The organism is Streptomyces sp. P3, assembly GCF_003032475.1.
Taxonomy (GTDB): Bacteria; Actinomycetota; Actinomycetes; order Streptomycetales; family Streptomycetaceae; genus Streptomyces.
The window spans coordinates 4,440,942-4,467,751 of record NZ_CP028369.1 but is presented as its reverse complement, the minus strand read 5'-3'; the positions used below and the strand labels follow the sequence as shown (position 1 = coordinate 4,467,751).

Below are 26,810 nucleotides of genomic sequence, written 5' to 3'. Positions count from 1 at the left end.
CGATCCCCGTGCAGGAGCCCCCCGTGGAGCCGCTCGCCCCCGTGCCGGGCGATCCGGCCGACCTGGAACGCGAGGCCGCTCTCGCCCGGCTCTTCGAGCTGCACTACTCCTCGATGCTGCGACTGGCCGTGCTGCTCGGCGCGGACGACCCGGAGAACGTGGTCGCCGAGGCGTACTACCAGATCTACCGCAAGTGGCGGCGGCTGCGGGACGTCGAGGCGGCGGAGGCCTATCTGCGCTCCACCGTCTGCAATCTGACCCGGATGCGGATACGGCACCTGCAGGTCGCCCGCCGGCATGTGGAGAGCCCGCCGGAGCTGCCGGAGGAGACCGTCGCCTCCGCGGAGAGCGCCGCGCTGCTGCGGGACGACCAGCGCGTGCTGATCGACGCGCTCCAGCAGCTGCCGGCCCGCCAGCGCGAGGCGCTCGTGCTGCGGCACTGGCTCGGTCTGAGGGAGAGCGAGATAGCCGCCGCCATGGGCATCTCCTGCGGGTCCGTCAAAACCCACACCTCACGCGGCCTCGCCGCGCTCACCCAGGCGATGGAGGCCCGGCGATGAACCCCACGGACCGCACCGAGCGGGAACTGCGGGAGGCGCTGGAGGCGCTGGCCGACGGCGTGCGGCCGGCTCCGGACGCCTATCGCACCGCGCGCGGCGACTGGCTGCGGCGCGAACGCCGGCGGCGGCTCGTGCTGGCCGTGCTGATCGCCGTCGTCTTCGCGCTGGCCACGCTGATCGGCCTGTGGGTGCTGAACCGGGCACCGTCGGAACGGGGCGTCGTCTTCTCGTCGACGGCCGCGCCGGCACACCCGACGTCACTCACCCGGCCGCACCCCTGATTGCCTCCCCGGTTCGCCGGGAAACCGCAAGGCGTGCACCCCCGCATCGAGGACTACGCCCTCATCGGCGACGAACAGACCGCCGCCCTGGTCGGCTTGGACGGTTCCGTCGACTGGCTCTGCCTGCCCCGCTTCGACTCCGGAGCCTGCTTCGCCCGCCTCCTCGGCGGCGAGGAGAACGGCCACTGGCGCATCGCCCCGCTGGGCGTGACGGGCGACTGCACCCGCCGCGGCTACCGGCCCGACACGCTCGTCCTGGACACCGAGTGGGAGACCGACGACGGCGCGATCCGGGTCACCGACCTGATGCCGCAGCGCGATCAGGCCCCCGACGTGGTGCGCGTGGTCGAGGGGCTGCGCGGCCGCGTCACCGTCCGCAGCACGCTGCGGCTGCGCTTCGACTACGGCTGGGTCGTGCCGTGGATGCGCCGCGCCGACGGGCACCACGTGGCGGTCGCCGGACCCGACGCGGTCTGGTTCCGCAGCGAACCGGGCGTGCACACCTGGGGCGAGGACTTCACCACGCACTCCGAGTTCACCCTCGCCGAGGGCGAGTCGGTCGCCTTCGTACTGACCTGGCACCCCTCGCACGAGTCCCGTCCGCCGCTCGTCGACCCGTACGAGGCGCTCGCCACCAGCGTCGACGACTGGCGGCGATGGGCCGCCCGCTGCCGTTACACCGGCCCCCACCGGGACGCCGTCGTCCGCTCCCTGATCACCCTCAAGGCCCTCACCTTCCAGCCGACCGGCGGCATCGTGGCCGCGCTCACCACCTCCCTGCCCGAGGAGCTGGGCGGCGTCCGCAACTGGGACTACCGCTTCTGCTGGCTGCGCGACTCCACCCTCACCCTCGGCGCCCTCCTCGCGGCCGGGTACGAGGAGGAGGCCGAGGCGTGGCGCAACTGGCTGCTGCGCGCCGTCGCGGGCGACCCGGCGGACCTGCAGATCATGTACGGGCTGTCCGGCGAGCGGCGGCTGCCCGAGAGCGAGTTGCCCTGGCTCTGCGGCTACGAGGGCTCCACACCCGTGCGCATCGGCAACGGCGCCGTGCAGCAGCTCCAACTGGACGTCTACGGCGAGGTGATGGACTCCCTGTCGCTGGCCCGGACCTCGGGCATGTCGCCGCGGCCGCACATGTGGTCCCTGCAGTGCGCGCTGATGAACTGGCTCGGCGACAACTGGCGGCAGCCGGACGAGGGGCTGTGGGAGGTGCGCGGCGGCCGGCGGCCGTTCGTGCACTCCAAGGTCATGGTGTGGGTCGCCGCCGACCGGGCCGTCCGCGCGCTGGAGGCCTACCCGGAGCTCAGCGGCGACCTGGGCGGCTGGCGGGACCTGCGCGACGAGGTGCACCGCGAGGTCTGCGAGAAGGGCTACGACCCGCGGCGCAACACGTTCACCCAGTACTACGGCTCGGCCGACCTGGACGCCTCCCTGCTGCTCGTCCCGCGCGTCGGCTTCCTGCCGCCGGACGACCCGCGCGTGATCGGCACCGTCGACGCGATCCGCGCGGAGCTCGGGCACGACGGCCTGCTGCGCCGCTACAGCACCGAGGCCGCGACCGTCGACGGCCTGCCGGGCGACGAGGGCGCCTTCCTGGCCTGCTCGTTCTGGCTCGCGGACGCCCTGCACATGACGGGCCGTACGAAGGAGGCACGGGAGCTGTTCGAACGGCTCGTGGGCCTGGCCAACGACGTGGGGCTGCTGGCGGAGGAGTACGACCCGGTGGCGGGCCGGCACCTCGGCAACTTCCCTCAGGCGTTCAGCCACATCGGCCTGGTGAACACCGCCCTCGCCCTGTTCGACGGCGAGGAGGCAGGATAGGAGCCATGGATCTTGGACTGAAGGACCGGGTGTACGTCGTCACCGGGGCCACGCGCGGACTCGGCAACGCCGCCGCGCGCGAGCTCGTCGCGGACGGTGCGAAGGTCGTCCTCACCGGGCGGGACGAGAAGCGCGTCACCGACGCCGCGGCCGAGCTGGGGCCCAACGCCGTCGGCGTCGCCGTGGACAACGCCGAACCCGGCGCGGCGGCCCGGCTGATCGCGGCGGCCCGGGACGCCTTCGGCGGGTTCGACGGGGTGCTGGTGAGCGTCGGCGGTCCGCCGCCCGGGTTCGTCGCCGACAACACGGACGAACAGTGGCAGAGCGCCTTCGAGTCGGTGTTCCTCGGGGCGGTCCGGCTCGCCCGGGCGGCGGCCGCCGAGCTGGAGGCGGGCGGGGTCATCGGGTTCGTGCTGTCGGGCTCGGTGCACGAGCCGATTCCCGGGCTGACCATCTCCAACGGTCTGCGACCCGGGCTCGCCGGGTTCGCCAAGTCGCTCTCCGACGAGCTCGGGCCGCGCGGGATCCGGGTGGTGGGCCTGCTGCCGGCGCGCATCGACACCGACCGGGTGCGGGAGCTCGACGGCCTGTCGGCCGACCCCGAGGCGACCCGGGCCGCGAACGAGTCCCGGATTCCGTTGCGTCGCTACGGCCTTCCGGAGGAGTTCGGGCGGACGGCGGCGTTCCTGCTGTCGCCGGCCGCCTCCTACCTGACCGGCCTCATGGTGCCCGTCGACGGCGGTATGCGGCACGGATTCTGAGCGGCACACACTGCCGCACCAGCGGGCCCGGCCGGTCGCGCGCCGCGCGACAGGGCGTCGGCGCGGACGGTCGGGCGGGCCCCCACGACGAGTCGCCGGACGGTCGGGCGGACCCCCGCGGGCCCGGCGTCGCTCAGGAGACCCTCTCCGACTTGTGCTTGGCCGCCGTCAGGCGGACCTCGGCCGGCAGGGCCCGCAGCGCCGCCGAGTCCCGCGCGTGGGCCAGCGCCCGGGAGCTGAGGTCGTCCAGCACGGTCACCGGCTCCGCGTGCGGCTCCAGCAGCAGACGCGCCCGCGCCTCGGGAGCCTCGCTGCGCCCGGTCAGCCGGACGTGCGCCTGGGCGACGCCGTCCAGCCGGGACGCCTCGCCCGACAGCACCCCTTCCAGGGCGCGGCCCCGCAGCAGCGCCCCCGCGCCGTCTCCGGTGTCGACGAGGACCTCGGCGAGCCGGCGACGGTGCAGGACCGCGCTCAGCCACCACAGCGCGAGCAGGAGGAGGAGGGCCAGGGCGGCGATGACCGTCGGCCACCACCACGCCTCGCCGCGCCAGCGGGTGCGTTCGGCGGCGCTGAGGAGCGTGTCGTGCGGGCCGCCGTGCAGCCACCAGGACGGCGCGGGCGCGCCGAGCCCCACGGCCAGCACCGCGCCGCCGACGGCGAGCAGCACCAGTCCGACGAGGGCGAGAAGCACGCGGTCGACGGTTGCGGGCATCGCCCTCACCCCTTCTTCCCGGCCCGGCGCACATGGACCGAGAGCGTGAGCGGCCGGACCAGCCCGAGGCCGTGGACCGCCTCGGTGAGGACGGAGTCCAGGTCGGCGCGGACGTCCTCCAGGTCGCGGAAGTGGGAGACGACGGACACGTCGGCCCTGCGTCGGCCGGCCCGCGCCCGCGCCGACTGCACGCCGGCGACCTCCATGGCCCGGTCGCGCAGCACCAGGGCGGCGGCGGCGCGGTGCAGGCCGGCGCGTACGTCGGGGCGGGGGCGGCGCATCGGCAGCAGCTGCCGGACCCCCGGCGTGACGGCCAGGACGACCAGCCACAGGCCGAGAGCGGCCGCGACCCCGGCGCCGACGAGCACCCACGGGTCGTCGAGGGGGCGCTCGGCGAGTTGGTGGGCGAGTCCGCGCCGCCACGCCATGGCGGGCCGGTGGGCGCGGACGGCGACCACGTCGTAGAGGAACACGCCCGCGACCGCCGCCAGCAGGACCGCGACGACGCCGGCCGGGACCCGGCGGGCCGACCAGAACCGGTGTTCGGCGGGGCGCCGACCGTCAAAGCCGCCTCCCCGACCGGGTGGGGCGACGTCGTCCCCGGTGTCCTTCTCCAGGACGGGCGTCCCGCCCTGCTGCAAGCCTCCGGGCTCGCTCATCGCGTCCTCCCGTGTGCCGCGCCGGGGTCCGGCGCCAGGTGGAGCCGTTCGACCTGGACGGCGACCTCCGGAACCGTCATTCCCGCCAATGCGCCTACCCGCTCGGTGACATGCCGACGCACGGCGCGACAGCGGGCGCCGAGGTCGCTCGGGTAGTCGAGTTCGAGCTGCACGTGGACGTGCGCGGCGTCGACGGGGCCTTCCCCGCCCGAGCCGGGGTGTGCGTGCGGGCGGACGACGACGGTGGCGTGCGGGCGTCCGGCGTCGGGCGGCAGCGGGCCCACCGCCTCGCGTGCGGCCTGTGCGGCGATCTTCGCGACGACCCGGTCGGCGATGCGGGTCGCGCCGCGTTCGCCCGGAGGGACGACGGCGGCCCGGCGTGCGCCGGACGCGGCGCCGGCGTCGCTTCCCCCGCTCACAGGGCTCACCGGCGCCGGTCGTCGCGGGTGCGGAAGAAGTCGCCGAGTTCCAGGTCCCCTTCCAGGAACCGGCCGACGACGAACCCGACGGCGCCCAGCGCCGCCACCAGCAGGAAGGCCCCGAACCCGCCGAAATACCCGGCGAAGCCCAGCGCCATGCCGGCGATCATGCCGACCACGGCCATGCTCAAGGTGCGCTCCCCTCGGCGGTCCGGTCACCCGGCCGTCTGCGTCTCATCTGCGTCTCACTGGATCCGGGGTTCCGGCTCCTCGTCCTCTTCGTCGGGCAGTTTGACGTCGCTCACCGCGATGTTGACCTCGACGACCTCCAGGCCCGTCATCCGCTCCACCGCCGCGATCACGTTCTCCCGCACGGCCCCGGCGACGTCGGCGATGGCCACGCCGTAGTCGACGACGATCTCGAGGTCGAGCGCCGTCTGCACCTCGCCGACCTCGGCCTTGACGCCCCGGGAGACCGACTTCGAACCGCCGGGCACCCGGTCGCGCACGGCGCCGAAGGTACGGCTGATGCCGCTGCCCATGGCATGCACGCCGAGGACGTCGCGCGCCGCGAGGCCGGCGATCTTCTCCACGACCCCGTCGGCGATGGTGGTCCGCCCGCGGGTCGCCGGGGCCCCGCCACCGCGCCGGGCCGCCTTGCGGGTCTGCAGCGGCTCGGTTCCGCCGTCGGGGGTCTGCGTACGGATCTGCTCCGTTGACTCGCTCATCGCCGTACGTCCTTACGTCCGGTACTTTCCGTACTTTCCTCGTTCCTTCTGACCACGGTAAGCGCGGTTGCCCGACCTCGCCCCGGGGATGCGGCAGGCTGGAGCAATGACGTCGGACGGATGGACGGGCGCGGTGCGGCGCCGGCTGGGCCTCGGCAGACTGCTTCCCCTCGGCGGGCCGCGGGACGGCGCGTGGCTCACCGAGGCGGCGGCGGAGGCGGTGCTGCGCCGGGCTGCGCGGGACGTCGCGGGCGTGCGGCTGGGAGTGCTGCGGCTGGGGCTCGCCGATCCGGACGGGTCGTTCGAGTCCGCCGTGCCCGCTCCGTCGAGCGCGCTGCCGCCGGGGCCGCTGCGGATGACCGCGGAGTGCGCCGTGTCGGCGTCCGAGCCGCTGCCGGTGACGACGGCACGGTTGCGCAACGCTCTGGCGGCGACGGCCGCGCAGCGGCTCGGGCTGGTGGTGTCGGAGGTCGACCTGCGGGTGACGGACCTGCTCGGCACCGAGCCGGACAGCGAGGACACGGACACGAGGCCGGACGTGGAGAGCGGCACGGGCACCGGCCCGAGACCGGACGCCGAGGCGGACCCGGACACGGGCACGAGGCCGGACGCGGAGAGCGGCGCGGGGGCGGCCGCACGGTCGGGGACAGGGCACGGGCCCGGTCGGCAGCCCCCGCCGGGCGTCACCCCGGCAGCCGTTCCCGCACCGGCACCCGGCGGAGCCGTTCTGGCGGGTGACGAGGCCCTCGCCGCCGCGGCGGCCCTGGCGGTGCCGGGGGTGACCGGCACGAGCGGCGTCCTCGGACGGGCGGTCCGGATCACGGAGCGTCACGACCTGACGGCCGCCCTGCCGCACCGCCACGCCCAGCTGGAGATCACGGCGGCGGCGACCCACCGCACGCTGGACGTGGCGCTCGCGGTCCGCACCGCCGTGTCGGCGGCCCTGCCGGACCGCCCGACGGTCGCGGTGCTGGTGACGGCGGTCGACTGAGCGCGGTCGGCCGCCGTCCGCCCGCCCCCGGCCGCCGGCCGGACGGGACACGCCCGGTCGTGAGGAACGCCGGACGGCGGTCTCAGTCGGTGTTCACTCCCCCAGACCGGCCATGTCGCGCAGACGGCGGGCCTGGGCTGCGCGTTCGGCGGCTCGCTGGGCGTCGTACGTGCGGTCGCCCGCGCCGCGCAGCAGCGCCTTGGTCTCGATGACGGCCTCGCGGGGCGCGGCGAGGATCGCCGTGGCCAGTTCGCGGACCGTGTCGTCGAGGTCCTGCACGGGAACGGCGATGTTGGCGAGCCCGGTGCTCACCGCCTCCTCGGCGTGCACGAAGCGGCCGGTCAGGCAGATCTCGACCGCGCGGCCGTAGCCGACGAGGGAGACGAGGGGGTGGGTGCCGGTCAGGTCCGGCACCAGGCCGAGGCTGGTCTCGCGCATGGCGAACTGCACGTCGTCGGCGACGACGCGCAGGTCACAGGCGAGGGCCAGCTGGAAGCCCGCTCCGATGGCGTGGCCCTGGACGGCGGCGATGGACACCACGTCGTTACGCCGCCACCAGGTGAAACCCTCCTGGAAGCCTGCGATGGCGGCGTCGAGTTCGGCGTCGTCACCGCGTGCGAGATCGATGAAGGACGGCTCGCCCTCGATCCCCTCGGGCGTGAACATCTGCCGGTCGAGCCCCGCGGAGAAGGACTTGCCCTCGCCGCGCAGCACGACCACGCGGACGGAGCCCGGCACCAGTCGCCCGGCCTCCGCGAGCGCCCGCCACATGGCGGGGCTCTGCGCGTTGCGCTTGGCCGGGTTGACCAGCGTCACCGTGGCGAGCGTGTCGTCGACGGTGAGCCGTACGCCGTCCTTGTCGAGCAGGGGAACGAGTTCCTGGTCGGGCGTGGCCATGGGGCGCCTCCGATGGGTGCGGTCAGCTAGCGGTCAGCTAAGTGACTGCACAGTAACCACCCGGCCGGTCTCAGGTTCCCCCGGGCCCCTCACAGGGCTCGGGAGGACGCCGACCGGGTGGCCACCGTCGAAGCCGATGGGCCGCCCCCGGTCAGGACGAGGCGGCCTTCTTGCCTCGAGTCGCCCCGCCACGCCCACGGAGCGTGACGCCCGACTCGCTGAGCATCCGGTGCACGAAGCCATACGAGCGGCCGGTCTCCTCGGCCAGCGCCCGGATGCTCGCACCGGAGTCGTACTTCTTCTTCAGGTCTGCCGCGAGCTTGTCGCGCGCGGCGCCGGTCACCCGGCTGCCCTTCTTCAGAGTCTCGGCCACCCGTGCCTCCTCATGGGAAGTGCGCTCTGGTCTCCTCATGATCACCCCTCAGCGCCCCGATGGCCACCCATTCGGCAAGGTCCGTACGACAGGCTTTTGACGACGGGAGCGCGTACCCACGAACGGAATCCTCGATTCCAGCCGACGGCGTTCGTACGGCCGAACGGGTTGTTCCGCGAAAGAGCAGGTCAGAGACGCGCGACGGCCGACCCCTGCCACCGAGGGGATCGGCCGTGAAATGGGTGTAGGACACACCTCGATACGAGGAGATCTCACACAGATGATGGATCACCGGTAGGCCGAATGATCCAGACGGATGATCCACCACGTGGGATCACACGTCGGTCCGGTCCTCTCCCCGGCGGTCACCGGGTCGCCCGGTCGTCGGTCCGCGACCGCCCGCCCCCGTCGCCGGCCGCCCCACGGTCCCCACCGCCGGTCGCCGGGTCAGGCCAGGGCGACCAGGTCCGCGTAGTCGGCGCCCCACAGGTCCTCGACTCCGTCGGGGAGCAGGATGATCCGCTCGGGCTGCAGCGCCTCCACCGCGCCCTCGTCGTGGGTGACGAGGACGACCGCGCCCTTGTAGGTGCGCAGCGCGCCGAGGATCTCCTCGCGGCTGGCCGGGTCGAGGTTGTTGGTGGGCTCGTCCAGCAGCAGCACGTTGGCGGAGGAGACCACCAGCGTCGCGAGGGCCAGCCGGGTCTTCTCACCGCCGGAGAGGACGCCGGCGGGCTTGTCGACGTCGTCACCGGAGAACAGGAACGAGCCGAGCGTCTTGCGGACCTCGACCAGGTCCAGGTCGGGGGCGGCGGAGCGCATGTTCTCCAGGACCGTGCGCTCCGGGTCGAGCGTCTCGTGCTCCTGCGCGTAGTAGCCGAGCTTGAGACCGTGACCGGCGACGACCTCTCCGGTGTCGGGCTGTTCGGCACCGCCGAGCAGCCGCAGCAGGGTCGTCTTGCCGGCGCCGTTCAGTCCGAGGATGACGACGCGCGAGCCCTTGTCGATGGCCAGGTCGACGTCGGTGAAGATCTCCAGCGAGCCGTAGGACTTCGACAGGCCCTCGGCCATCAGGGGCGTCTTGCCACAGGGGGCGGGCTCGGGGAAGCGGAGCTTGGCGACCTTGTCGGAGGCGCGCACCGCCTCCAGACCGGAGAGCAGCTTGTCGGCGCGGCGGGCCATGTTCTGCGCGGCGACCGTCTTGGTGGCCTTGGCGCGCATCTTGTCGGCCTGCGAGTGCAGTGCCGCGGCCTTCTTCTCGGCGTTCTGCCGCTCCCGCTTGCGGCGCTTCTCGTCGGACTCGCGCTGCTGCTGGTAGAGCCGCCAGCCCATGTTGTAGACGTCGATCTGGGAGCGGTTGGCGTCCAGGTAGAACACCTTGTTGACGACCGTCTCGACCAGGTCGACGTCGTGGCTGATGACGATGAAGCCGCCGCGGTAGGTCTTGAGGTAGTCGCGCAGCCAGACGATCGAGTCGGCGTCGAGGTGGTTGGTCGGCTCGTCGAGCAGCAGCGTGTCCGCGTCGGAGAAGAGGATGCGGGCCAGTTCCACGCGGCGGCGCTGGCCGCCGGAGAGCGTGTGCAGGGGCTGGCCGAGCACCCGGTCGGGCAGGTTGAGCGCGGCGGCGATGGTTGCGGCCTCGGCCTCGGCGGAGTAGCCGCCCTTGGTGAGGAACTCCGTCTCCTGGCGCTCGTACTGGCGCATCGCCTTGTCGCGGGTGGCGCCCGAGCCGCCCGCGATCCGCTGTTCGTTCTCGCGCATCTTGCGGATCAGGACGTCGAGACCGCGCGCGGAGAGGATGCGGTCGCGGGCGAGGACGTCGAGGTCGCCGGTGCGGGGGTCCTGCGGGAGGTAGCCGACCTCTCCGGAGCGGGTGACGGTGCCGCCCGCCGGAATGCCCTCGCCGGCCAGGACCTTGGTCAGCGTCGTCTTGCCGGCGCCGTTGCGCCCGACCAGACCGATGCGGTCGCCTTTGGCCACACGGAAGGAGGCGTTCTCGATGAGGATGCGGGCGCCGGCACGCAGCTCGATGCCGGAGGCGGAGATCACGGACAGACTCCAGTGCGGGGTCGTTGGCGGGATGGGCGGCTGAGGACGTTCCCGCCGTCTAATGCGCGAGGAGAATGGCCATGGGGGCCAGTCTAACGGGACCGTGCAAGCACTTTGTCTGCGCGCAGGTGTTCGATCTTCGCGGGAGGCGTCGTAGCGGGGCGTTGTCGGTGGTGGGTGCCAGACTGGGCGCCAGGTCACGTATCCGGCACGGGTCACAAGGGAGTGATCGGCATGGCAGGCACGAACGGCGGGCGCCCGAGCGTCTTCCCGACGGTGTTGTACGCCGACGCGAAGGCCGCGATCCGGCAGCTCACCGAGGCCCTGGGCTTCACCGAACTGTCCGTGTACGAGGGCGAGGACGGCTCGGTCCTGCACGCCGAACTGGTGCAGGGCAACGGCGCGGTGATGCTCGGCTCCAAGGGCCGCGGCGGCGTCTTCGACGCGGCGATGAAGGGCGCGGGCCCGGCCGGCGTGTACGTCGTGGTGGACGACGTGGACGCACACCACCGGCGGGCCGCGGAGCGCGGCGCGGAGATCCTGATGCCCCCGACCGACCAGGACTACGGCTCGCGTGACTACATGGCCCGCGACCTCGAGGGCAACGTCTGGAGCTTCGGCACGTACGCGCCCGAGACCCAGGGCTGAGTGCCGGCCGGCCCCCTCGCGGACGACCGCCCCGCGGTCAGCTGCCGCCGGTGTGCACCTGGAAGGCGGCCCGGCGGACCGCCTTGGCCAGCGCCGGATCGGGGTGCGCGGCGGCCAGCGCCACCAGCACCTGCACGGTGCGCGGGTGCCCGACGGCCCGCACCTCGGTCAGCAGGGCGGGCACGGTCGGCTGCAGCGCGGACTCCAGGTGGCGCACCAGCATGGGCGCCTCGCCGTGGTCGGCGACGGCCGCGGCGGTGTCGACCCACAGCCAGGTGGCCTCCTCCCGGGTGAGCACCTCGTGGGCGTCCTCCGGGTCGACGCCGTCGTGCTCGGCGAGCCACAGCAGGGCGTACGGCCGCAGGGCGGGCTCCTCGACTACCGCGCGGACGTCCGGCTCGGCGGGGGCGCCCACCACGCGCAGCGCCTCGAAGGCGAGTCCGCGCAGCAGGGCGTCGTCACCGCGGGCGGCGAGCAGCAGTTCGTTGACGGCGCTGCCGACGGTCCGGGCGGCGAGCCAGGCGCGGTACTCGGCGCGGGCCGCGTTCGGCCGGAGCTGGGCGCAGCCGCGGAGCATGCCCTCGGCCGACTGCTCGATGTTGCCGGCGGGGCTCTGCGCGGCGACGCAGATCTGCTCGAGCTTGACCCAGACCGCCCAGCTGCCCAGCGGTGTCAGGGTGGCCTGTCCGCGGCCGCAGGTGAGCGCTCCCACCGAGGCGAGGGCCTGCAGGGCCCAGTCGAGGAGGGGGGCCAGCTCGGCGTCCTGGGCGGGCTCCGCAGGGTCGGCGTCGACGGGGACCGGGGCGAGCGGGGCCGCGGGTTCGGAGCCGGCGCCGTAGGGCACCTCGCAGCGCTCGGTGCGCAGTTCGGTGACGCGCTGACGCAGCAGGTCCAGAAGCTGCTCCACGGGGACGGGCCCGGCGGACAGCTGGAGGAAGGACAGCACCTGCGGCATGGCCGAGACGACCTCGGCGACGGCGGCCGGCTCCTGCTCCTCGGGTTCCGGGGAGGCGAGCGACCAGGCGTCGAACAGGGCGACCCAGCCGCGCAGGACGGCGCTGTCGTCGCGGTCCCAGGCGCGCAGCCGCCAGCCGGGGCGGGCGCTGTCCCCGTGCACCTCGACCAGGCCGGCGAGACGGGCGGTGTCCCAGTCGGCGCGGATCCGATCGGTCGTCAGACCCAGATCGGAGGCCGCCCGTTCGGCGGTCGACTCGGAGAGGGTGGCCTTGCCGTCGGCCGTCGCCGCGTCACGGCCGGGGCCGAGGGCGTTGTCGGCCCAGCGGGCGACACGGGCCGCGGCGGCCAGTCCGGTGCGCGCCATTCTGGCCAGCTCCGCGGGCGCCGGAGTGCCTTCCGGCGGGCGGGGTGCGGGGCGGCGCGGGCGCCGCTCGTTCACAGCTGAGGGGGCGGCGGCCAGGGGTCGCGGGCGGACGAGTCGAAGCCTGGAGTCGCGCGGGATACGGGACGTCACGGGTGCAGTCTTCCGGTTGACGGTCCGAAAACCCAAACGGAATGGCACGGCGGGCCGCAGGACCGCCCGGCACACGGGGTGCCGTGAGGGCCGGGGGGACGCCTTCAGGCCAGTGGTACCGGGATAAACGGAATGCGCGGTCCCGCTCCGGGCGGACCGGTGCGGGACCGTGCCGTCGCGTCACGCCGGCGGATCGTGTCACGGTCACCCCGGGTTCGCTCCCCGGCCACCTCCGAGCGGGAGGCCGCCCGGGTACGCGCGGAGGACGCCGGAGTGCGAGCCGGCGGACGAGCCGGGGGGCGGGTCACATCAGGGGGGTCAGGAAGCGGCGCAGGGCCTCCTCGTAGGCGGCGGGGTCGGCGTTCCACATGGCGCCGTGCGGGGCGTGCGGGACGGTGTGCAGGGTGACCAGGTCGGGGCGGCGGCCGGCGAGCCGGCGGCTGTCGGCCCAGGGGGCGACGGCGTCGTCGGGTCCGTGGAGGACCAGGGTCGGGACCCGAAGCCGGGCCGGGCTGCCGTCCGCAGCGCCGGGTCCGCCCGTGCCGCCGGCCCCGGGCGGGCCGAGGGCCGTACCGGTGCGGCCCTCGGCGGCGCGGACGGCGAGCGGCAGCAGGGCGGCGGGTGTGTGCCGGGCGGCGGCGAGGGCGCGCACCGTGGCCCGCCAGTCGAGCACCGGGGAGTCCAGCACGAGCCCCGAGACCAGGTCGCGCAGGCCGGAGTCGGCCGCGGCGCGCAGGGCCATGGCGGCGCCCGTGGACCAGCCGAGCAGGACGACGCGCCGGGCGCCGTAGCGCACGGCGTAGCGCATCGCCGCGTCCAGGTCGCGCCACTCGGTCGCGCCGAGGTGGTTCAGGCCGTCCGGGGAACGGGGTGCGCCGAGGTCGCCGCGGTAGGCGAGGGCGAGCACGGGGAGGCGGGCGCCGTGCAGGAAGCCGATGAGGTTGAGGGCGTGTTCCCGGGTGGTGCCCAGACCGTGCACGGCGATCACCCAGGTGCTGCGGGCTCCGGGGACGAACCAGGCGGGCAGGTTGCCCAGTTCGCCGGGCACGTCGACGTCGGCGTGGTCGAGGCCGAGGGCGGTGGCGGGGTCGCCGACGTACAGGTTCGGGGTGAGCCAGACCGCGTCGCCGGCGTCCAGGGAGCCGTGGGTGACGCGTTCCAGCCGGCGGACGACGGTGTCGGCCGTGTGCGGGGCGTCGGGCAGGACCGGGCCGACGACGGCGTGGGAGCCGTTGCCGGAGAGGCCGTAGGCGCCGGGGCGCAGGGCCGCGAGGTCGCGCGTGAGGGTGACCTGTCCGGCGGCCGTGCCGTGCACGGTGAGCCGGGGTTCGGTGGGCAGGGGCCGGCCGGGCGGCGCCTTCAACGCGGCGTCGCTGGCGAACCGGCCGGCGGCGACCCCGGCGGCGCCGGCGGCCAGGGCTGCGGTGACGGCGGCGGCCGTCGCTGTGACAGTGCGCACGAGCCCAGTCTCCTGGCCATCGCGCGGACCGGCCAGTGGTGCGGCCGCCCGGGGTGACGCACACGGGAACGCCCCGACGTCGGCCCGGCCGTCGGCTCCGGCCGTCAGCCCGGCTGTCCGTACCCCCGCAGACGTTCCCCCACCTGGGCGACCTGTTCCTCCGTCAGCAGTGCCGGCGTGCGGCCGGGCACCGAGGAGGCGGTCAGCCACAGGCGGCACATCCACTCCAGTTGGGCCGTGCGGTCGTACGCCTGGTCGAGGCCTGCGCCGTGGGTCCAGGGTGCCGTGGTTGCGCAGGAGGCAGCCGGACCGTCCCTCGAGGGCCCGGAGCGTGTGCGCGGCCAGCTCCTCGGTGCCGTAAGGGGCGTAGGGCGCGACGCGGACGGGTCCGCCGAGCGCGCTCGCCATGTAGTGGACGAGGGGGAGCTCCTCGACGAGGGTGGAGACGGCCGTGGCGTGCACGGCGTGGGTGTGCACGATCGCCCCGGCGCCGGTGGCCCGGTACACGGCCAGATGCATGGGCAGTTCGCTGGTGGGGACCAGGGTGCCGAGGACCTGCCGGCCGGTGAGGTCGACGCCGGTGACGTCGTCCGGGGCCAGCCGGTCGTAGGGCACGCCGGACGGCGTCACGAGCACGGTGTCGCCGACGCGCACCGAGACGTTGCCCGAGGTGCCGACGACCAGCCCGTCGGCGACCGTGCGGCGGGCGGCGGCCACCAGTTCCGCCCAGGCCCGCGCTTCCTCCGGCGACGCCTGCCGCCCCCGCCGCCGGACGTCCGGTCGCTCGCCTCGATGCTCAGCCATGCCGCGATCCTGCCAGGCGCTCCCGGGGGCCGTCGGCCCTCGCGCGCGAGCGATACCGCAACCGCGTCAACCGGACACCGTGACGCCCGCCTCAGTTCATCTTCCGTTCACCCAGGTTGCCTACGGTCAATCAGCCAATGACTTCGAACGATTGCCTGGGTAAATGGAAAACTTCTCGCTGATCCTCGCGATTGTGGTGGTAACCGCACTTGCGTTTGATTTCACGAACGGTTTTCACGACACCGCCAACGCGATGGCCACGACCATCTCGACCGGTGCACTCAAGCCCAAGGTCGCGGTGGCCATGTCCGCCGTGCTGAACCTTGTGGGAGCCTTCCTCTCGGTGGAGGTCGCCAACACGATCTCCAAGGGTCTCGTCGACGAGACCGGCATCCGTCCCGAGGTCATCTTCGCCGCCCTGGTCGGCGCGATCCTCTGGAACCTGCTGACCTGGCTGGTGGGCCTGCCCTCCAGCTCCTCGCACGCCCTGATGGGCGGCCTGATCGGCGCCACCATCGCCTCGGCCGGTACGGGCGCGGTCCACGGCGACGTGCTGGTGACCAAGGTGCTGCTGCCGGCGATCGCCGCGCCGATCGTCGCGGGCGTCGCGGCGATGTTCGCCACCCGCCTCTCCTACACGCTGGGCCGCAGGGCCGACGGCAGGGCAGCGGACAAGGGCTACCGCGCGGGCCAGATCGCCTCGGCCGGCCTGGTCTCCCTCGCCCACGGCACCAACGACGCCCAGAAGACGATGGGCATCATCACCCTGGCCCTGGTGGCCGGCGGTGCCGTTGCCCCCGACTCCGACCCGCCCACCTGGGTCATCCTCTCGGCCGGTCTGGCCATCGCGCTCGGCACCTACCTCGGCGGCTGGCGCATCATCCGCACGATGGGCAAGGGGCTGACCGACCTCCAGCCGCAGCAGGGCTTCGCGGCCCAGACCAGTGCCGCGACGGTCATCCTGGCCTCCTCCCACCTCGGCTTCTCCCTCTCCACCACGCATTCGGTCTCCGGTGCGGTGATGGGCGCGGGGCTGGGACGCAAGGGCGGTGTGGTCCGCTGGTCGACCGCGACCCGCATGTTCGTCGCCTGGGGTCTGACCCTCCCGGCCGCCGCCCTGGTGGGCGCGCTCGCCGAGTCGGTCACCGGGCTCGGCGACTGGGGCACGGCGGTGGTCGCCGTCTTCCTGATCGCCTCCAGCGCGGCCATCTGGAAGATCTCCCGGCGCGAGGTCGTCGACGCGTCGAACGTCAACGAGTCCGAGGAACCGGCCGGTGTCATCACCACGGCCATCGCCATGGTCGCGCCGCCGCCCACGGGCACGCCGGCCGAGGACGTCACGACGGACCTGACGGCGACCATCCCGGCGCCGGCCGCGCCGACCGCCCCCGCCGCTCCCCCGGCCGCGGCCGTCTGAGCCCGCGCCACCGGAACGAAGGAAGAGAACCGGCATGAAGATCGACTGGGCAGCCCTGGGCTCCGTGTTCGGCGTCAGCCTCGTGGTCACCGTGGGCCTCGTCGCCCTGTTCACCCTCGGCGTCATGGGCCTGTCGCGCAGGGAACGCGCGACGGCCGAGGGCGGCTCGGCCGCCCTCGCGGCGACGGGCGCGTACGCGTGCTTCGCCGCCTGCGCGGCGGCGGTGGCCTACGGGATCTCGCTGATCGTCGTCTGACACGTCGTGGTCCGACCGGTCGTCCTCGGACGGCCGGTCGCCCGGCGGGTCGTGGACCATTCGGGGTGCGGGACGGATCGCCGTCCCGCACCCCGTTCCCGTACCCCCGCTGAGCACACCCCGTTCCCGTACCCCGGCTGAGCACCCCGTTCCCGTACCCCGGCCGAGCCTCGCGCGCCCGTACCCGCTCTCCGCACCCCGTTCCCGAACCCCGTCGGCCCCGCCGTGTGGGGTTCTGCACATCCTCCCCGCGCAGGTCAACAGCAAGTTGACGGCCCTTCCGGGCCCGTGGTGGACTGCCCGGGCCATGTACGGCGGCAGAAGAGGAAGCCGGTGCGAGTCCGGCGCGGTCCCGCCACTGTCACCGGGGAGGAAACCCCCCGGGAGCCAGGAACTCTCGCCGCCGGTCTCGTCGAACCAGGGCGCGGACACCCTGAGTGAGGACCTCTGCCATGTGCGGCTGCCGACCGAGCGTCACCACCGAGCCGACCCCCGCCCCCACAGCCGGCTGACCCGATGGGTGCCGAGCGCGTCCACGCGTACGGCGCCGCCGCCGGCCTTCTCGGCGACCTGCTCCTCGGCGATCCCCGCCGCGGGCATCCGGTCGCCGTGTTCGGGCGGGCCGCGGGCGCCGTCGAACGGCTGCTCTGGCGGGACCACCGGGGGTGGGGCGCCCTGCACACCGTCGTGTGCGCGGGCGGCGCCGTCGCCCTCGGAGCCGTCGCCTCACGGGGCGTGCGCCGCTCCCCCGCCGCCTCCGTGGCCCTGACCGCCGCCGCCACCTGGGCCGTCGTCGGGGGCAGTTCGCTCGTCCGCGAGGCCCGCGCTGTCGGACGGGCCCTGGAGGCGGGGGACGTCGAGGCGGCCCGCGAACGACTGCCGCATCTGTGTGGGCGCGACCCCCAGGCGCTGGACGCCGACGGGATCGCCCGGGCCGTCGTGGAGTCCGTCGCCGAGAACACCTCCGACGCCGTCGTCGGTGCGCTGGTGTGGGGCGCCGTGGGCGGCGTGCCGGGGCTGGTCGGGTTCCGGGCCGTCAACACCCTTGACGCGATGGTCGGTCACCGCTCGCCGCGGTACCTGCGCTTCGGCTGGGCCGCCGCCCGGCTCGACGACCTCGCCGGGTGGCCCGGGGCGCGGCTGACCGCCGTGCTCGCCGCCGCCGCGGGGGACGATCCGCACGGTGCGCTGCGGGCCTGGCGCGCCGACGCCCGCAGTCACCCGAGCCCCAACGCGGGCCCCGTGGAGGCGTCTTTCGCGGGCGCCCTCGGGGTGCGGCTGGGCGGGACCCTGTCGTACGGCGGCCGGGTCGAGCACCGGCCGGTCCTCAACGGGGCGGCCGGACGGGCCGTCACCGCGCACGACATCGAACGCGCCGCGCGGCTCTCCCGCCGCGTCGGTCTGCTCGCGCTCGGCGTCACCGTCGCCGCGCGCCTGGTCGCGAAGGGACGTCAGTCATGAGCGGGGGGCTCCTCGTCGCCGGCACGACCTCCGACGCCGGCAAGAGCGTCGTCACCGCCGGGATCTGCCGGTGGCTGGTGCGACGCGGCGTCAAGGTCGCGCCGTTCAAGGCGCAGAACATGTCCCTGAACTCCTTCGTGACGCGGGAGGGCGCCGAGATCGGGCGGGCGCAGGCCATGCAGGCGCAGGCCTGCCGGGTGGAGCCGACCGCGCTGATGAACCCCGTGCTGCTCAAGCCGGGCGGGGAGCGCAGCAGCCAGGTCGTGCTGCTGGGCAGGCCGGTGGGCGAGATGAGCGCCCGCGGCTACCACGGTGGGCGGCAGCAGAGACTCCTCGGCACCGTTCTCGACTGTCTCGCCGAGTTGCGGGGCACGTATGACGCGGTGATCTGTGAGGGGGCGGGCAGTCCCGCCGAGATCAACCTGCGGCGGACCGACATCGTGAACATGGGGATCGCGCGCAGCGCGCGGCTGCCCGTGCTCGTCGTCGGCGACATCGACCGGGGCGGGGTCTTCGCGTCGTTCTTCGGCACCGTGGCCCTGCTGTCGCCCGAGGACCAGGAACTGGTCGCCGGATTCCTCGTCAACAAGTTCCGCGGGGACGTCTCCCTGCTGGAGCCGGGCCTGGACATGCTGCACGGGCTCACCGGGCGGCGGACGTACGGGGTGCTGCCGTTCCGGCACGGTCTCGGGATCGACGAGGAGGACGGGCTGCGGGTCTCGCTGCGGGGAACCGTGCGGGAGTCGAACACCGCCCCGCCGGTCGGTGAGGACGTGCTGCGGGTCGCGGTCTGCGCGGTCCCGCTGATGTCCAACTTCACCGACGTGGACGCGCTGGCCGCCGAGCCCGGCGTCGTCGTGCGGTTCGTCGACCGGCCCGAGGAACTGGCCGACGCCGACCTGGTCGTCGTACCGGGCACCCGGGGCACCGTGCGGGCGCTTCAGTGGCTGCGTGAGCGCGGCCTCGCCGACGCGCTGGTGCGCAGGGCCGCCGAACAGCGGCCCGTCCTCGGCGTCTGCGGGGGCTACCAGATCCTCGGCACGCGGATCGAGGACGAGGTCGAGAGCCGGCTCGGCCGGGTCGACGGGCTCGGACTGCTTCCCGTACGGGTGCGGTTCGCCCCGGAGAAGACCCTCACCCGGCCGGTGGGCGAGGCCCTCGGCGAGTCCGTCGAGGGGTACGAGATCCATCACGGGGTGGCCACCGTGGACGGCGGCGAGGCGTTCCTGCGCGACGACCGCGGAAACCCCCTGGACGGCTGCCGGGTCGGGCAGGTGTGGGGCACGCACTGGCACGGCTCGCTGGAGTCGGACGGCTTCCGGCGGGCCTTCCTGCGCGAGGTGGCCGCGGCCGCGGGCCGGCGTTTCGTGCCCGCTCCCGACACCTCGTTCGCCGCGCTGCGCGAGGAGCAGCTGGACCGGCTCGGCGACCTGATCGAGGAGCACGCGGACACCGACGCGCTCTGGCGGCTGATCGAGTCGGGCGCGCCGCGGGGGCTGCCGTTCGTCCCCCCGGGAGCGCCCACGTGAGCGCCCACGTGAGCGCCCGCACGGGCGAGCACACGGGCGGGCGCTCGGGTGCCCGGTCGTCGCCGTCGGCGGGCGGCGTCCCGTTCACGGGGGAGTCCGGCCGGCGCCCGCGGCGCGGCACCACCGAACGGCCGCGGGACGTCCGTCCCGCGCCGGAGGGCGAGTTGGAAGGCAACGAGAAGTGAGTACTCCTTTCCCGTTCACGGCCGTCGTCGGCCAGGACGACCTGCGGCTCGCGCTGCTGCTGAACGCCGTGTCGCCGGCGGTGGGCGGTGTGCTGGTGCGCGGCGAGAAGGGCACCGCAAAGTCGACGGCGGTACGGGCGCTGTCGGCGCTCATGCCGGCGCTGGACGCGGTGACCGGCTGCCGGTTCTCCTGCGACCCGGCCTCGCCCGACCCGGCCTGCCCCGACGGACCGCACGAGCCGGGGGCGTACGAGACGCGGCCGGCGCGGATGGTGGAGCTGCCGGTCGGCGCCTCCGAGGACCGGCTGGTGGGCGCGCTGGACATCGAACGGGCGCTGGCGGAGGGCGTGAAGGCCTTCGAGCCGGGGCTCCTCGCCGACGCGCACCGGGGCATCCTCTACGTCGACGAGGTCAACCTCCTCCACGACCATCTGGTCGACCTGCTGCTGGACGCGGCCGCGATGGGCGCCTCGTACGTCGAGCGCGAGGGCGTCTCCGTACGGCACGCGGCCCGGTTCCTGCTCGTCGGCACCATGAACCCCGAGGAGGGCGAGCTGCGGCCGCAGTTGCTCGACCGGTTCGGGCTGACGGTGGAGGTGGCGGCCTCGCGCGAGCCCGACCAGCGGGTGGAGGTGGTGCGGCGGCGGCTCGCGCACGACGACGACCCCGAGGCGTTCGCCGCGCGCTGGGCGGACGAGGAGGCCGCCGTCCGCGGCCGGATCGCGGCGGCGCGCGAGCTGCTGCCGTCGGTGCGGCTGGGCGACGCGGCGCTGCGGCAGATCGCGGCGACGTGCGCCGCGTTCGAGGTGGACGGCATGCGCGCCGACATCGTCATGGCGCGCACGGCCACCGCGCTGGCCGCGTGGGCCGGACGGACCGACGTGCTCGCGGAGGACGTACGGCAGGCCGCGCTGCTCGCACTGCCGCACCGCAGGCGGCGCAACCCCTTCGACGCGCCCGGACTCGACGAGGACAAGCTCGACGAGACGCTGGAGGAGTTCGGCGGCTCGGACGACGAGGATCCCGACCCCGGCCCGCAGGGCCCCGAGGGCGGCCCCGACGACGGTCCCGAGGGCGGTCCTGACGGCGGGGGCGGCCTGCCGCCGCAGTCCGGCGACACGGCCCACGACACGGCCGGCGACGCCACCGTGCCGCCGCAGGGCGACGGCGCCGGCCCCGACACCGGGCGGAGCGGGGAGGGCGACGCGCAGCCGCAGCCGGGCGGCCCTGGAGCCGGGGAGCAGTCCCCCGTGCGGGCCGCCGAGCCGTTCCGCACGAAGACGCTGAGCGTGCCCGGCATCGGTGAGGGCGCCGCCGGGCGGCGGTCGCGGGCGCGCACCGAGCACGGCCGGACCACGGGCGCGCGGCGCCCCCGGGGCGCGCTGACCAAGCTGCACCTGGCGGCGACCGTGCACGCGGCCGCCCCGCACCAGCGGGCGCGTGGACGGTCCGGGCCGGGGCTGGTGGTGCGGCGCGACGATCTGCGGCAGGCGGTCCGGGAGGGGCGCGAGGGGAACCTCGTGCTGTTCGTCGTGGACGCCTCGGGGTCGATGGCCGCCCGGCAGCGGATGGGCGCGGTGAAGGGCGCGGTGCTGTCGCTGCTGCTCGACGCCTATCAGCGGCGGGACAAGGTCGGGCTCGTCACCTTCCGCGGCTCGGCCGCGGACGTCGCGCTGCCGCCCACCTCGTCGGTGGACGCGGCCGCCGTACGCCTGGAGTCACTGCCCACCGGGGGGCGCACGCCGCTGGCCGCCGGGCTGCTCCGGGCGCACGACGTGCTGCGCGTGGAGCGGTTGCGGGATCCGGCGCGGCGGGCGCTGGTCGTCGTGGTGACGGACGGACGGGCCACCGGGGGCCCCGAGCCGGTCGGGACGGCCGGACGGGCGGCCCGGCTGTTCGCCGCCGAGGGCGTCGCGAGCGTGGTGGTCGACTGCGAGTCGGGGCCGGTACGGCTCGGGCTCGCCGGGGAGCTCGCCGCACAGCTGGGAGGAACCGCCGTCACGCTGGACGAGCTGCGGGCGGACTCCATCGCGGGACTGGTGAAGAACGTGCAGGGAACTTCGAGGAGGGCCGCTTAATGCCGCAGGGACAGCCGAGTGTCGTGCCGGACGACGGACTGACGACGCGTCAGCGCCGCAACCGGGCGCTCGTCATGGTGCACATGGGCATCGGCAAGGGGAAGTCGACCGCCGCCTTCGGGCTCGCGCTGCGGGCCTGGAACCAGGGGTGGCCGATCGGGGTGTTCCAGTTCGTCAAGTCGGCGAAGTGGAAGGTCGGCGAGGAGAACGCGCTGCGGGTGCTGGGGGCGTCCGGCGAGGGCGGTTCCGTCGACTGGCACAAGATGGGCGAGGGCTGGTCGTGGGTGCAGCGCGACCAGCAGCTCGACAATGAGGAGAAGGCCCGTGAGGGCTGGGAGCAGGTCAAGCGGGACCTCGCCGCCGAGGCGTACAAGCTGTACGTGCTCGACGAGTTCGCCTATCCGCTGCACTGGGGGTGGATCGACGTCGACGAGGTGATCTCGGTGCTGCGGGAGAGGCCCGGGACCCAGCACGTCGTCATCACCGGACGCAACGCGCCCGGGAAGCTCGTGGACTTCGCCGACCTGGTCACCGACATGTCCAAGGTCAAGCATCCGATGGACGCGGGGCAGAAGGGGCAGAGGGGCATCGAGTGGTGACGTCGTGCTGACGCCCCCTGCCGCGACGCCGTCCGCGTCCTCGCCGACGCCGCCTTCGGCCTCGTCCTCCGTGCCCCGGCTCGTCATCGCCGCACCCTCCTCGGGCAGCGGCAAGACCACCGTCGCGACGGGGCTGATGGCCGCGTTCGCCGCGCGTGGGCTCGCCGTGTCCCCGCACAAGGTCGGGCCGGACTACATCGACCCCGGATACCACTCGCTCGCGACCGGGCGGGTGGGCCGCAACCTCGACGCGTACCTGTGCGGGCCGGAACTGGTCGGCCCGCTGTTCGCGCACGGTGCGCGCGGCTGCGACCTGGCGATCGTCGAGGGCGTGATGGGGATGTACGACGGGGCCGCGGGCGAGGGCGAACTGGCCTCCACGGCCCAGGTGGCGAAGCTGCTGCGGGCGCCGGTGGTGCTCGTGGTCGACGCCTCGTCGCAGTCCCGGTCGGTGGCGGCGCTGGTGCACGGGTTCGTCTCCTGGGACCCGCACGTGCGGGTCGGGGGCGTGATCCTCAACAAGGTCGCCTCCGACCGCCACGAGGAACTGCTGCGGGACGCGCTGGAGTCGGCCGGGACACCGGTGCTCGGCGTGGTGCGGCGGGCCTCGCGGGTGGACACGCCGTCCCGGCACCTCGGACTGGTGCCGGTCGCCGAACGGCGGGCCGAGGCGGTGGACTCCGTCGCTGCGATGGCGGCGCAGGTGGCACAGGGGTGCGACCTCGAGGCGCTGCTCGCGCTGGCACGAGGCGCGGGAGAGCTGTCCTGCGCGCCCTGGGACGCGGCCGAGGCCCTGCGTGCCGTGCCCGGGCGGGCCCTCGACGTCCCGATCCCCGACGTCCCGGGCCCCGCGGTCCGGATCCCGCCCTCCGGCGCCGGTGGGCTGCGGCCGGGCGGCGCGGGCCGGCCTGTGGTCGCCGTCGCCGGCGGCTCCGCCTTCACGTTCTCCTACGCCGAGCACGCCGAGCTGCTCGCCGCCGCCGGCGCCGAGGTGGTCCCCTTCGATCCGCTGCGGGACGAGCGACTGCCCGACGGGACCGCCGGGTTGGTCGTCGGGGGCGGGTTCCCCGAGATGTACGCGGCCGAGCTGTCCGCCAACGAACCACTGCGCAAGGCGGTGGCGGCCCTCGTGGACCAGGGGGCGCCCGTCGCCGCCGAGTGCGCCGGGCTGCTCTATCTGTGCCGCGAGCTGGACGGGCAGCCCATGTGCGGGGTGCTCGACGCGTCAGCGCGGATGAGCGGACGGCTCACGCTCGGCTACCGGGACGCGGTCGCCGTGAGCGACAGCGCGCTGGCCGTCGCCGGAACCCGGATGCGGGGCCACGAGTTCCACCGGACCGTCGTGGAGCCCGGCGCGGGCGCGACCCCCGCGTGGGGGCTGCGGACCCCGCAGCGGCGGCTCGAGGGGTTCGTGGAGCGCGGCGTGCACGCGAGCTATCTGCACACGCACTGGGCGTCCGAACCGGGCGTGGTCCGCCGGTTCGTGGAGAGGTGCCGGACGTCATGAGCGGCGGGCCGGCCGTGCGGGCCGTCGGGCGGCCGGGGCCGCGGGCCGCCGCGACCGGCCCCCTCCCGGCGCCCGCCCACGGCTCGCAGCCCGTGTACCGGCCCCCGTCCGGGCCCGGGCGCGGGTTGCTCCGCAGGCTCTCAGGACGCCAGGCCGACCACCAGCCAGATGAAGGCCGCGCCCGCGATCGTGCACAGCACGGTCGAGCGGGCCGGGTGCTCGTGGTGGGCCTCGGGGAGGATCTCGGCGGCCGCCAGGTACAGCAGCGCGCCGCCGAAGAACCCGAGATAGCCGCCGAGCACCTGCTCCGGGATGGAGACGAAGGACGTCGAGGCGGCGCCCGCGACCGGGGCCGCCGCGTCCGCCACCAGCATCGCCTGGGCCTTGCGACGGGCGTTCCCGTAGAGGCTCGTGATCGTGTACGTGTTGAAGCCGTCCGCGAAGTCGTGGGCGATGACCGCGAGCGCCACGGCGGCCCCCATGCCACCGTCCACCTGGAAGGCCGCGCCGATCGCCACGCCGTCCATCGCGCTGTGGCCGACCATCGCGGCGGCGGCCGTGAGACCCACCTCGGGCGCGCGCAGGGCCGCCTCCTCCGCGCCGTGCGCCGCCTGGCGGGCCGCGAGCAGCCGTTCCACCAGATGGGCCAGCAGGAACCCGGCCACGAAGAGCAGCAGCGCGGCCGGTACGCCGAAGACCTCGGTGCCGGCCGCCTCGAGCGCCTCCGGCAGCAGGTCGAGGCCGACCACGCCCAGCATCAGGCCGCCGGCCAGGCCCAGCACGAGGTGGCGGCGGTCGGTCACGCGCTGCGCCGTCCAGCCGCCGGCCAGCGTCATGAGGAACGCGCCGAGCGCGACGAAGACGGCCATGGACCCTTGCTATCCGATCGACCCCCGATCGCGCACATCCGCACCGCGACCTGACGACACGAAGACCTGACGAATCCGCCTGAACCGCCGAAGAACGCCGGAACCGCACAGACCCTGGTGAGAGAGGAGCGCCCGCATGACCGACGCCGCCACCTCGCCGGCGCCCGCCCCCGTGACGTCCGGATCCCCTGCAGGCTCCCCCACGACACCCGACCCGCGGGACGACGGCCGCGGGACGCACGGAACCGGGGACGGCACCCCCGTGGCGCACGGAACCGGGGGCGGGGACGCCGAAGCGTTGCTCGTCGTCGGGGTCGGCGCGTCCACGGGAGTTCCCGCCGCCGAGGTGTTCGAGCTGGTGGAGAGCGCGTTGCGGGAGGCGGGGCGGTCCGTCCGTGACCTCGCCGCGCTCGCCACCGTCGACGTCAGGGCCGGCGAGCCGGGTCTGGTGGAGGCCGCCCGGCGGCTCGGCGTGCCGATGGTGACGTACTCCGCGCGACAGCTGGCGGGTGTGGCGGTGCCCCACCCCTCCGACGCGCCGTTCGCCGCCCTGGGCACCACGTCGGTGGCGGAGGCGGCCGCGCTGATCGGCGGGGGCGAACTCGTGGTGCCCAAGCGCCGGTCGGCCGGGACGCCGGCGAGGGCGACGTGCGCCGTCGCGTGCCGGCCGGGCCTGCCCGCCCTGCCCGACGCCCCCGCCGGAACCGCCCACGCGCTCCCGAACCACGCCGGCGAACCGGAGACCGACGCCCCCCGGCGTCCGCCGTGACCGCGGCGGCCCTGCCACCCCCAACAGGCCGCCCCCCGGCCACGCCGTACGACGGCACTCCCTCGCCCCGCACGACGTCTACGGCAACGGCAACGGCCGGGACGCCACCGGTCGCCACGGCGAGCGCCACCCGCACGGACATCCCCCGCACCGGCATCACCCTCACGGACACGGAAACGCGCACTGCCATGCACACTGACGGACAAGCTGACGAGCACGCCGACGGCCGGGGGAGCGTTCCCGTCCACGCGCACGACCTGCGCCATCACGGGGACGCCGAGATGCGGGACGACGGCTCGGCCCTGGTCGATCTCGCCGTGAACGTCCGCGCGGACACGCCTCCGCGCTGGCTGCTCGAGCACGTCGCGGCCTCGCTGGGCGGTCTCGCGGCATATCCCGACGGGCGGGCCGCGCGGGCGGCCGTCGCGGCGCGGCACGGCGTGCCCGTGGATCGGGTTCTGTTGACGTCGGGCGCGGCGGAGGCCTTCGTGCTGCTGGCGCGGGCCCTGCGGGTGCGGCGGCCGGTGGTGGTGCATCCGCAGTTCACCGAGCCGGAGTCGGCGCTGCGCGACGCCGGGCACCACGTGGGCCGGGTGCTGCTGCGTGCGCGGGACGGCTTCCGGCTGGATCCGGCGGCCGTCCCCGACGACGCCGACCTGGTGGTGATCGGCAATCCGACGAACCCCACGTCGGTGCTGCACCCCGCGGACACGATCCGGCGGCTGGCGCGGGCCGGTCGGACGCTGGTGATCGACGAGGCGTTCATGGACGCGGTGCCGGGCGAACGGGAGGCGCTCGCCGGGCGGACGGACGTGCCCGGTCTGGTGGTGCTGCGCAGCCTGACCAAGACCTGGGGACTCGCGGGGCTGCGGATCGGGTACGTCCTCGCGGCGCCGGAGACGATCGCCGAGCTGGAGCGGGCGCAGCCGCTGTGGCCGGTGTCCACGCCGGCGCTGGCCGCCGCACAGGCGTGCGTGCAGCCCCAGGCGCTGGCGGAGGCCGGGCACGCCGCGCACCGCGTCACCGCGGACCGGGCCCATCTCGTCGCCGGCCTCGAGGAGTTCGCCTCCGACGGGCTGCGGGTCGTGGGGCCGGCCCAGGGCCCCTTCGTGCTGGTCCGGCTGCCGCGGGCGGCCGCGGTCCGCCGGCAGTTGCGCGTGCTGGGCTTCGCGGTCCGGCGCGGGGACACCTTCCCGGGGCTGGACGAGGAGTGGCTGCGGCTGGCGGTACGGGACCGGGTGACGGTCAACCGCTTCCTCCAGGCCCTGGACCAGGCGCTGGCGCTGACGCGCGGCTGAGAGGGCGCGATGGACGGGACGGGAGAGCCGCACGAGGGGGCAACCGCGCCAGGGGCGGACGGCGCGGAGAGTCGTCACGGCCGGGGCGGGGCACGGACACCGGGAACGTCGGTGTCCTCGCCCCGCCCCGGCCGCTCAGCCCCGTCTGCGGTTCGGCGCCACCGCTCCCCCGCCCGTGGGCAGCGGGGCCGTCGCGGCACCCCGTCCAGCCC

Annotated in this window: 26 protein-coding genes, 2 pseudogenes and 1 riboswitch; of the genes and pseudogenes, 16 read left to right on the top strand and 12 right to left on the bottom strand. The window is 74.8% G+C overall.

Annotated features, from left to right (window positions below):
• Positions 1–2: 2 nt before the first annotated feature.
• The 4 genes from C6376_RS20075 to C6376_RS20060 are packed head-to-tail and all read left to right on the top strand — an operon-like array spanning position 3 to position 3,423.
• A complete protein-coding gene (locus C6376_RS20075) occupies positions 3–560 on the top strand; it encodes an RNA polymerase sigma factor (protein ID WP_254076392.1) in 558 nt (185 codons plus the stop codon).
• Positions 557–841: a hypothetical protein gene (locus C6376_RS20070; RefSeq protein WP_107444698.1), complete on the top strand. Its 285-nt coding sequence runs from the start codon at positions 557–559 to the stop codon at positions 839–841. Before C6376_RS20075 ends, C6376_RS20070 begins: the two co-directional genes overlap by 4 nt.
• Before the next feature lie 33 nt (positions 842–874).
• Positions 875–2,662: a glycoside hydrolase family 15 protein gene (locus C6376_RS20065; RefSeq protein WP_107444697.1), complete on the top strand. Its 1,788-nt coding sequence runs from the start codon at positions 875–877 to the stop codon at positions 2,660–2,662.
• A 5-nt stretch (positions 2,663–2,667) separates the two neighbouring features.
• Positions 2,668–3,423, top strand: a complete 756-nt coding sequence (locus C6376_RS20060; protein WP_107444696.1) for an SDR family oxidoreductase — start codon at positions 2,668–2,670, stop codon at positions 3,421–3,423.
• 133 nt (positions 3,424–3,556) lie between these two features.
• Here C6376_RS20060 and amaP read toward each other — a convergent pair whose 3' ends face one another.
• Genes amaP through C6376_RS20035 form a run of 5 tightly spaced genes read right to left on the bottom strand, consistent with a single transcriptional unit; the run spans position 3,557 to position 5,941 of the window.
• Positions 3,557–4,144, bottom strand: a complete 588-nt coding sequence (gene amaP, locus C6376_RS20055; RefSeq protein ID WP_107444695.1) for an alkaline shock response membrane anchor protein AmaP — start codon at positions 4,142–4,144, stop codon at positions 3,557–3,559.
• Complete coding sequence (locus tag C6376_RS20050; protein WP_107444694.1) at positions 4,141–4,794, bottom strand: DUF6286 domain-containing protein; 654 nt, start codon at positions 4,792–4,794, stop codon at positions 4,141–4,143. Before C6376_RS20050 ends, amaP begins: the two co-directional genes overlap by 4 nt.
• Complete coding sequence (locus C6376_RS20045; protein WP_107444693.1) at positions 4,791–5,213, bottom strand: Asp23/Gls24 family envelope stress response protein; 423 nt, start codon at positions 5,211–5,213, stop codon at positions 4,791–4,793. Before C6376_RS20045 ends, C6376_RS20050 begins: the two co-directional genes overlap by 4 nt.
• Before the next feature lie 5 nt (positions 5,214–5,218).
• On the bottom strand, positions 5,219–5,404 hold the full coding sequence (locus tag C6376_RS20040; RefSeq protein WP_062649848.1) for a hypothetical protein: 186 nt from the start codon (positions 5,402–5,404) through the stop codon (positions 5,219–5,221).
• A 54-nt stretch (positions 5,405–5,458) separates the two neighbouring features.
• A complete protein-coding gene (locus C6376_RS20035) occupies positions 5,459–5,941 on the bottom strand; it encodes an Asp23/Gls24 family envelope stress response protein (RefSeq protein ID WP_107444692.1) in 483 nt (160 codons plus the stop codon).
• Between the two features lie 106 nt (positions 5,942–6,047).
• Between C6376_RS20035 and C6376_RS20030 the strand changes: the two genes are divergently transcribed.
• Entirely contained in the window at positions 6,048–6,932 is an 885-nt protein-coding gene (locus C6376_RS20030) for a nucleopolyhedrovirus P10 family protein (RefSeq protein ID WP_107444691.1), read from the top strand.
• Positions 6,933–7,025: 93 nt separating this feature from the next.
• Here C6376_RS20030 and C6376_RS20025 read toward each other — a convergent pair whose 3' ends face one another.
• The 3 genes from C6376_RS20025 to C6376_RS20010 all read right to left on the bottom strand — a co-directional run bounded on the left by C6376_RS20025 (position 7,026) and on the right by C6376_RS20010 (position 10,248).
• Complete coding sequence (locus C6376_RS20025; RefSeq protein ID WP_107444690.1) at positions 7,026–7,829, bottom strand: enoyl-CoA hydratase/isomerase family protein; 804 nt, start codon at positions 7,827–7,829, stop codon at positions 7,026–7,028.
• A gap of 151 nt (positions 7,830–7,980) precedes the next feature.
• Positions 7,981–8,202 carry a helix-turn-helix domain-containing protein gene (locus tag C6376_RS20020; RefSeq protein ID WP_004002281.1) on the bottom strand — a complete coding sequence of 74 codons (222 nt, stop codon included), beginning with the start codon at positions 8,200–8,202 and terminating at the stop codon, positions 7,981–7,983.
• 447 nt (positions 8,203–8,649) lie between these two features.
• A complete protein-coding gene (locus C6376_RS20010; RefSeq protein WP_107444688.1) occupies positions 8,650–10,248 on the bottom strand; it encodes an ABC-F family ATP-binding cassette domain-containing protein in 1,599 nt (532 codons plus the stop codon).
• A gap of 234 nt (positions 10,249–10,482) precedes the next feature.
• Here C6376_RS20010 and C6376_RS20005 point away from each other — a divergent pair, with 234 nt between their 5' ends.
• The gene (locus tag C6376_RS20005) at positions 10,483–10,896 is read left to right on the top strand and encodes a VOC family protein (protein WP_107444687.1); all 414 of its coding nucleotides are present in this window, start codon (positions 10,483–10,485) and stop codon (positions 10,894–10,896) included.
• A gap of 37 nt (positions 10,897–10,933) precedes the next feature.
• Here the strand turns inward: C6376_RS20005 and C6376_RS20000 are convergent, their stop codons facing one another.
• The 3 genes and pseudogenes from C6376_RS20000 to C6376_RS19990 all read right to left on the bottom strand — a co-directional run bounded on the left by C6376_RS20000 (position 10,934) and on the right by C6376_RS19990 (position 14,630).
• The gene (locus C6376_RS20000) at positions 10,934–12,367 is read right to left on the bottom strand and encodes a hypothetical protein (RefSeq protein ID WP_173985686.1); all 1,434 of its coding nucleotides are present in this window, start codon (positions 12,365–12,367) and stop codon (positions 10,934–10,936) included.
• A 304-nt stretch (positions 12,368–12,671) separates the two neighbouring features.
• On the bottom strand, positions 12,672–13,826 hold the full coding sequence (locus C6376_RS19995; protein WP_107444685.1) for an alpha/beta hydrolase: 1,155 nt from the start codon (positions 13,824–13,826) through the stop codon (positions 12,672–12,674).
• Between the two features lie 104 nt (positions 13,827–13,930).
• A pseudogene (locus C6376_RS19990) lies at positions 13,931–14,630 on the bottom strand (class II aldolase/adducin family protein).
• A 163-nt stretch (positions 14,631–14,793) separates the two neighbouring features.
• Between C6376_RS19990 and C6376_RS19985 the strand changes: the two are divergent.
• The 8 genes from C6376_RS19985 (at position 14,794) to C6376_RS19950 (ending at position 23,662) form a co-directional block, all read left to right on the top strand.
• Positions 14,794–16,047 carry an inorganic phosphate transporter gene (locus C6376_RS19985; protein WP_107444684.1) on the top strand — a complete coding sequence of 418 codons (1,254 nt, stop codon included), beginning with the start codon at positions 14,794–14,796 and terminating at the stop codon, positions 16,045–16,047.
• Positions 16,048–16,081: 34 nt separating this feature from the next.
• Positions 16,082–16,303: a hypothetical protein gene (locus C6376_RS19980; RefSeq protein WP_107444683.1), complete on the top strand. Its 222-nt coding sequence runs from the start codon at positions 16,082–16,084 to the stop codon at positions 16,301–16,303.
• Positions 16,304–16,624: 321 nt separating this feature from the next.
• A riboswitch (cobalamin riboswitch) is annotated at positions 16,625–16,700 on the top strand.
• A 119-nt stretch (positions 16,701–16,819) separates the two neighbouring features.
• Complete coding sequence (locus tag C6376_RS19975) at positions 16,820–17,764, top strand: cobalamin biosynthesis protein (RefSeq protein WP_107444682.1); 945 nt, start codon at positions 16,820–16,822, stop codon at positions 17,762–17,764.
• On the top strand, positions 17,761–19,293 hold the full coding sequence (locus C6376_RS19970) for a cobyric acid synthase (protein ID WP_107444681.1): 1,533 nt from the start codon (positions 17,761–17,763) through the stop codon (positions 19,291–19,293). Before C6376_RS19975 ends, C6376_RS19970 begins: the two co-directional genes overlap by 4 nt.
• The gene (locus C6376_RS19965) at positions 19,290–19,478 is read left to right on the top strand and encodes a hypothetical protein (protein WP_107444680.1); all 189 of its coding nucleotides are present in this window, start codon (positions 19,290–19,292) and stop codon (positions 19,476–19,478) included. Before C6376_RS19970 ends, C6376_RS19965 begins: the two co-directional genes overlap by 4 nt.
• Positions 19,475–21,556: a putative cobaltochelatase gene (locus C6376_RS19960; RefSeq protein WP_107444679.1), complete on the top strand. Its 2,082-nt coding sequence runs from the start codon at positions 19,475–19,477 to the stop codon at positions 21,554–21,556. Before C6376_RS19965 ends, C6376_RS19960 begins: the two co-directional genes overlap by 4 nt.
• Positions 21,556–22,155: a cob(I)yrinic acid a,c-diamide adenosyltransferase gene (gene cobO / locus C6376_RS19955; protein WP_107444678.1), complete on the top strand. Its 600-nt coding sequence runs from the start codon at positions 21,556–21,558 to the stop codon at positions 22,153–22,155. Before C6376_RS19960 ends, cobO begins: the two co-directional genes overlap by 1 nt.
• A 4-nt stretch (positions 22,156–22,159) precedes the next feature.
• Positions 22,160–23,662, top strand: coding sequence for a cobyrinate a,c-diamide synthase (locus C6376_RS19950; protein ID WP_107444677.1), 1,503 nt, complete (start codon positions 22,160–22,162; stop codon positions 23,660–23,662).
• 140 nt (positions 23,663–23,802) lie between these two features.
• On the opposite strand, the gene C6376_RS19945 is transcribed toward C6376_RS19950, so the two are convergent.
• A complete protein-coding gene (locus C6376_RS19945) occupies positions 23,803–24,531 on the bottom strand; it encodes a ZIP family metal transporter (protein WP_107444676.1) in 729 nt (242 codons plus the stop codon).
• Positions 24,532–24,793: 262 nt separating this feature from the next.
• Between C6376_RS19945 and C6376_RS45310 the strand changes: the two are divergent.
• Positions 24,794–25,204: pseudogene (locus C6376_RS45310) on the top strand (cobalamin biosynthesis protein); the annotation flags it as partial.
• Positions 25,205–25,488: 284 nt separating this feature from the next.
• Positions 25,489–26,598 (top strand): Rv2231c family pyridoxal phosphate-dependent protein CobC, encoded by a 1,110-nt coding sequence (cobC, locus tag C6376_RS19935; RefSeq protein ID WP_107444674.1) that lies wholly within the window; start codon positions 25,489–25,491, stop codon positions 26,596–26,598.
• The last annotated feature ends 212 nt before the right edge of the window (positions 26,599–26,810 follow it).

Coding starts and splice junctions, on each gene's coding strand:
- C6376_RS20035 (WP_107444692.1), bottom strand. CDS start 5,941: ATGAGCGAGTCAACGGAGCAGATCCGTACGCAGACCCCCGACGGCGGA.
- cobO (WP_107444678.1), top strand. CDS start 21,556: ATGCCGCAGGGACAGCCGAGTGTCGTGCCGGACGACGGACTGACGACG.
- C6376_RS20005 (WP_107444687.1), top strand. CDS start 10,483: ATGGCAGGCACGAACGGCGGGCGCCCGAGCGTCTTCCCGACGGTGTTG.
- cobC (WP_107444674.1), top strand. CDS start 25,489: ATGCACACTGACGGACAAGCTGACGAGCACGCCGACGGCCGGGGGAGC.
- C6376_RS19970 (WP_107444681.1), top strand. CDS start 17,761: ATGAGCGGGGGGCTCCTCGTCGCCGGCACGACCTCCGACGCCGGCAAG.
- C6376_RS19975 (WP_107444682.1), top strand. CDS start 16,820: ATGGGTGCCGAGCGCGTCCACGCGTACGGCGCCGCCGCCGGCCTTCTC.
- C6376_RS20050 (WP_107444694.1), bottom strand. CDS start 4,794: ATGAGCGAGCCCGGAGGCTTGCAGCAGGGCGGGACGCCCGTCCTGGAG.
- C6376_RS19985 (WP_107444684.1), top strand. CDS start 14,794: ATGGAAAACTTCTCGCTGATCCTCGCGATTGTGGTGGTAACCGCACTT.
- C6376_RS19945 (WP_107444676.1), bottom strand. CDS start 24,531: ATGGCCGTCTTCGTCGCGCTCGGCGCGTTCCTCATGACGCTGGCCGGC.
- C6376_RS20070 (WP_107444698.1), top strand. CDS start 557: ATGAACCCCACGGACCGCACCGAGCGGGAACTGCGGGAGGCGCTGGAG.
- C6376_RS20030 (WP_107444691.1), top strand. CDS start 6,048: ATGACGTCGGACGGATGGACGGGCGCGGTGCGGCGCCGGCTGGGCCTC.
- C6376_RS20025 (WP_107444690.1), bottom strand. CDS start 7,829: ATGGCCACGCCCGACCAGGAACTCGTTCCCCTGCTCGACAAGGACGGC.
- C6376_RS20060 (WP_107444696.1), top strand. CDS start 2,668: ATGGATCTTGGACTGAAGGACCGGGTGTACGTCGTCACCGGGGCCACG.
- C6376_RS19980 (WP_107444683.1), top strand. CDS start 16,082: ATGAAGATCGACTGGGCAGCCCTGGGCTCCGTGTTCGGCGTCAGCCTC.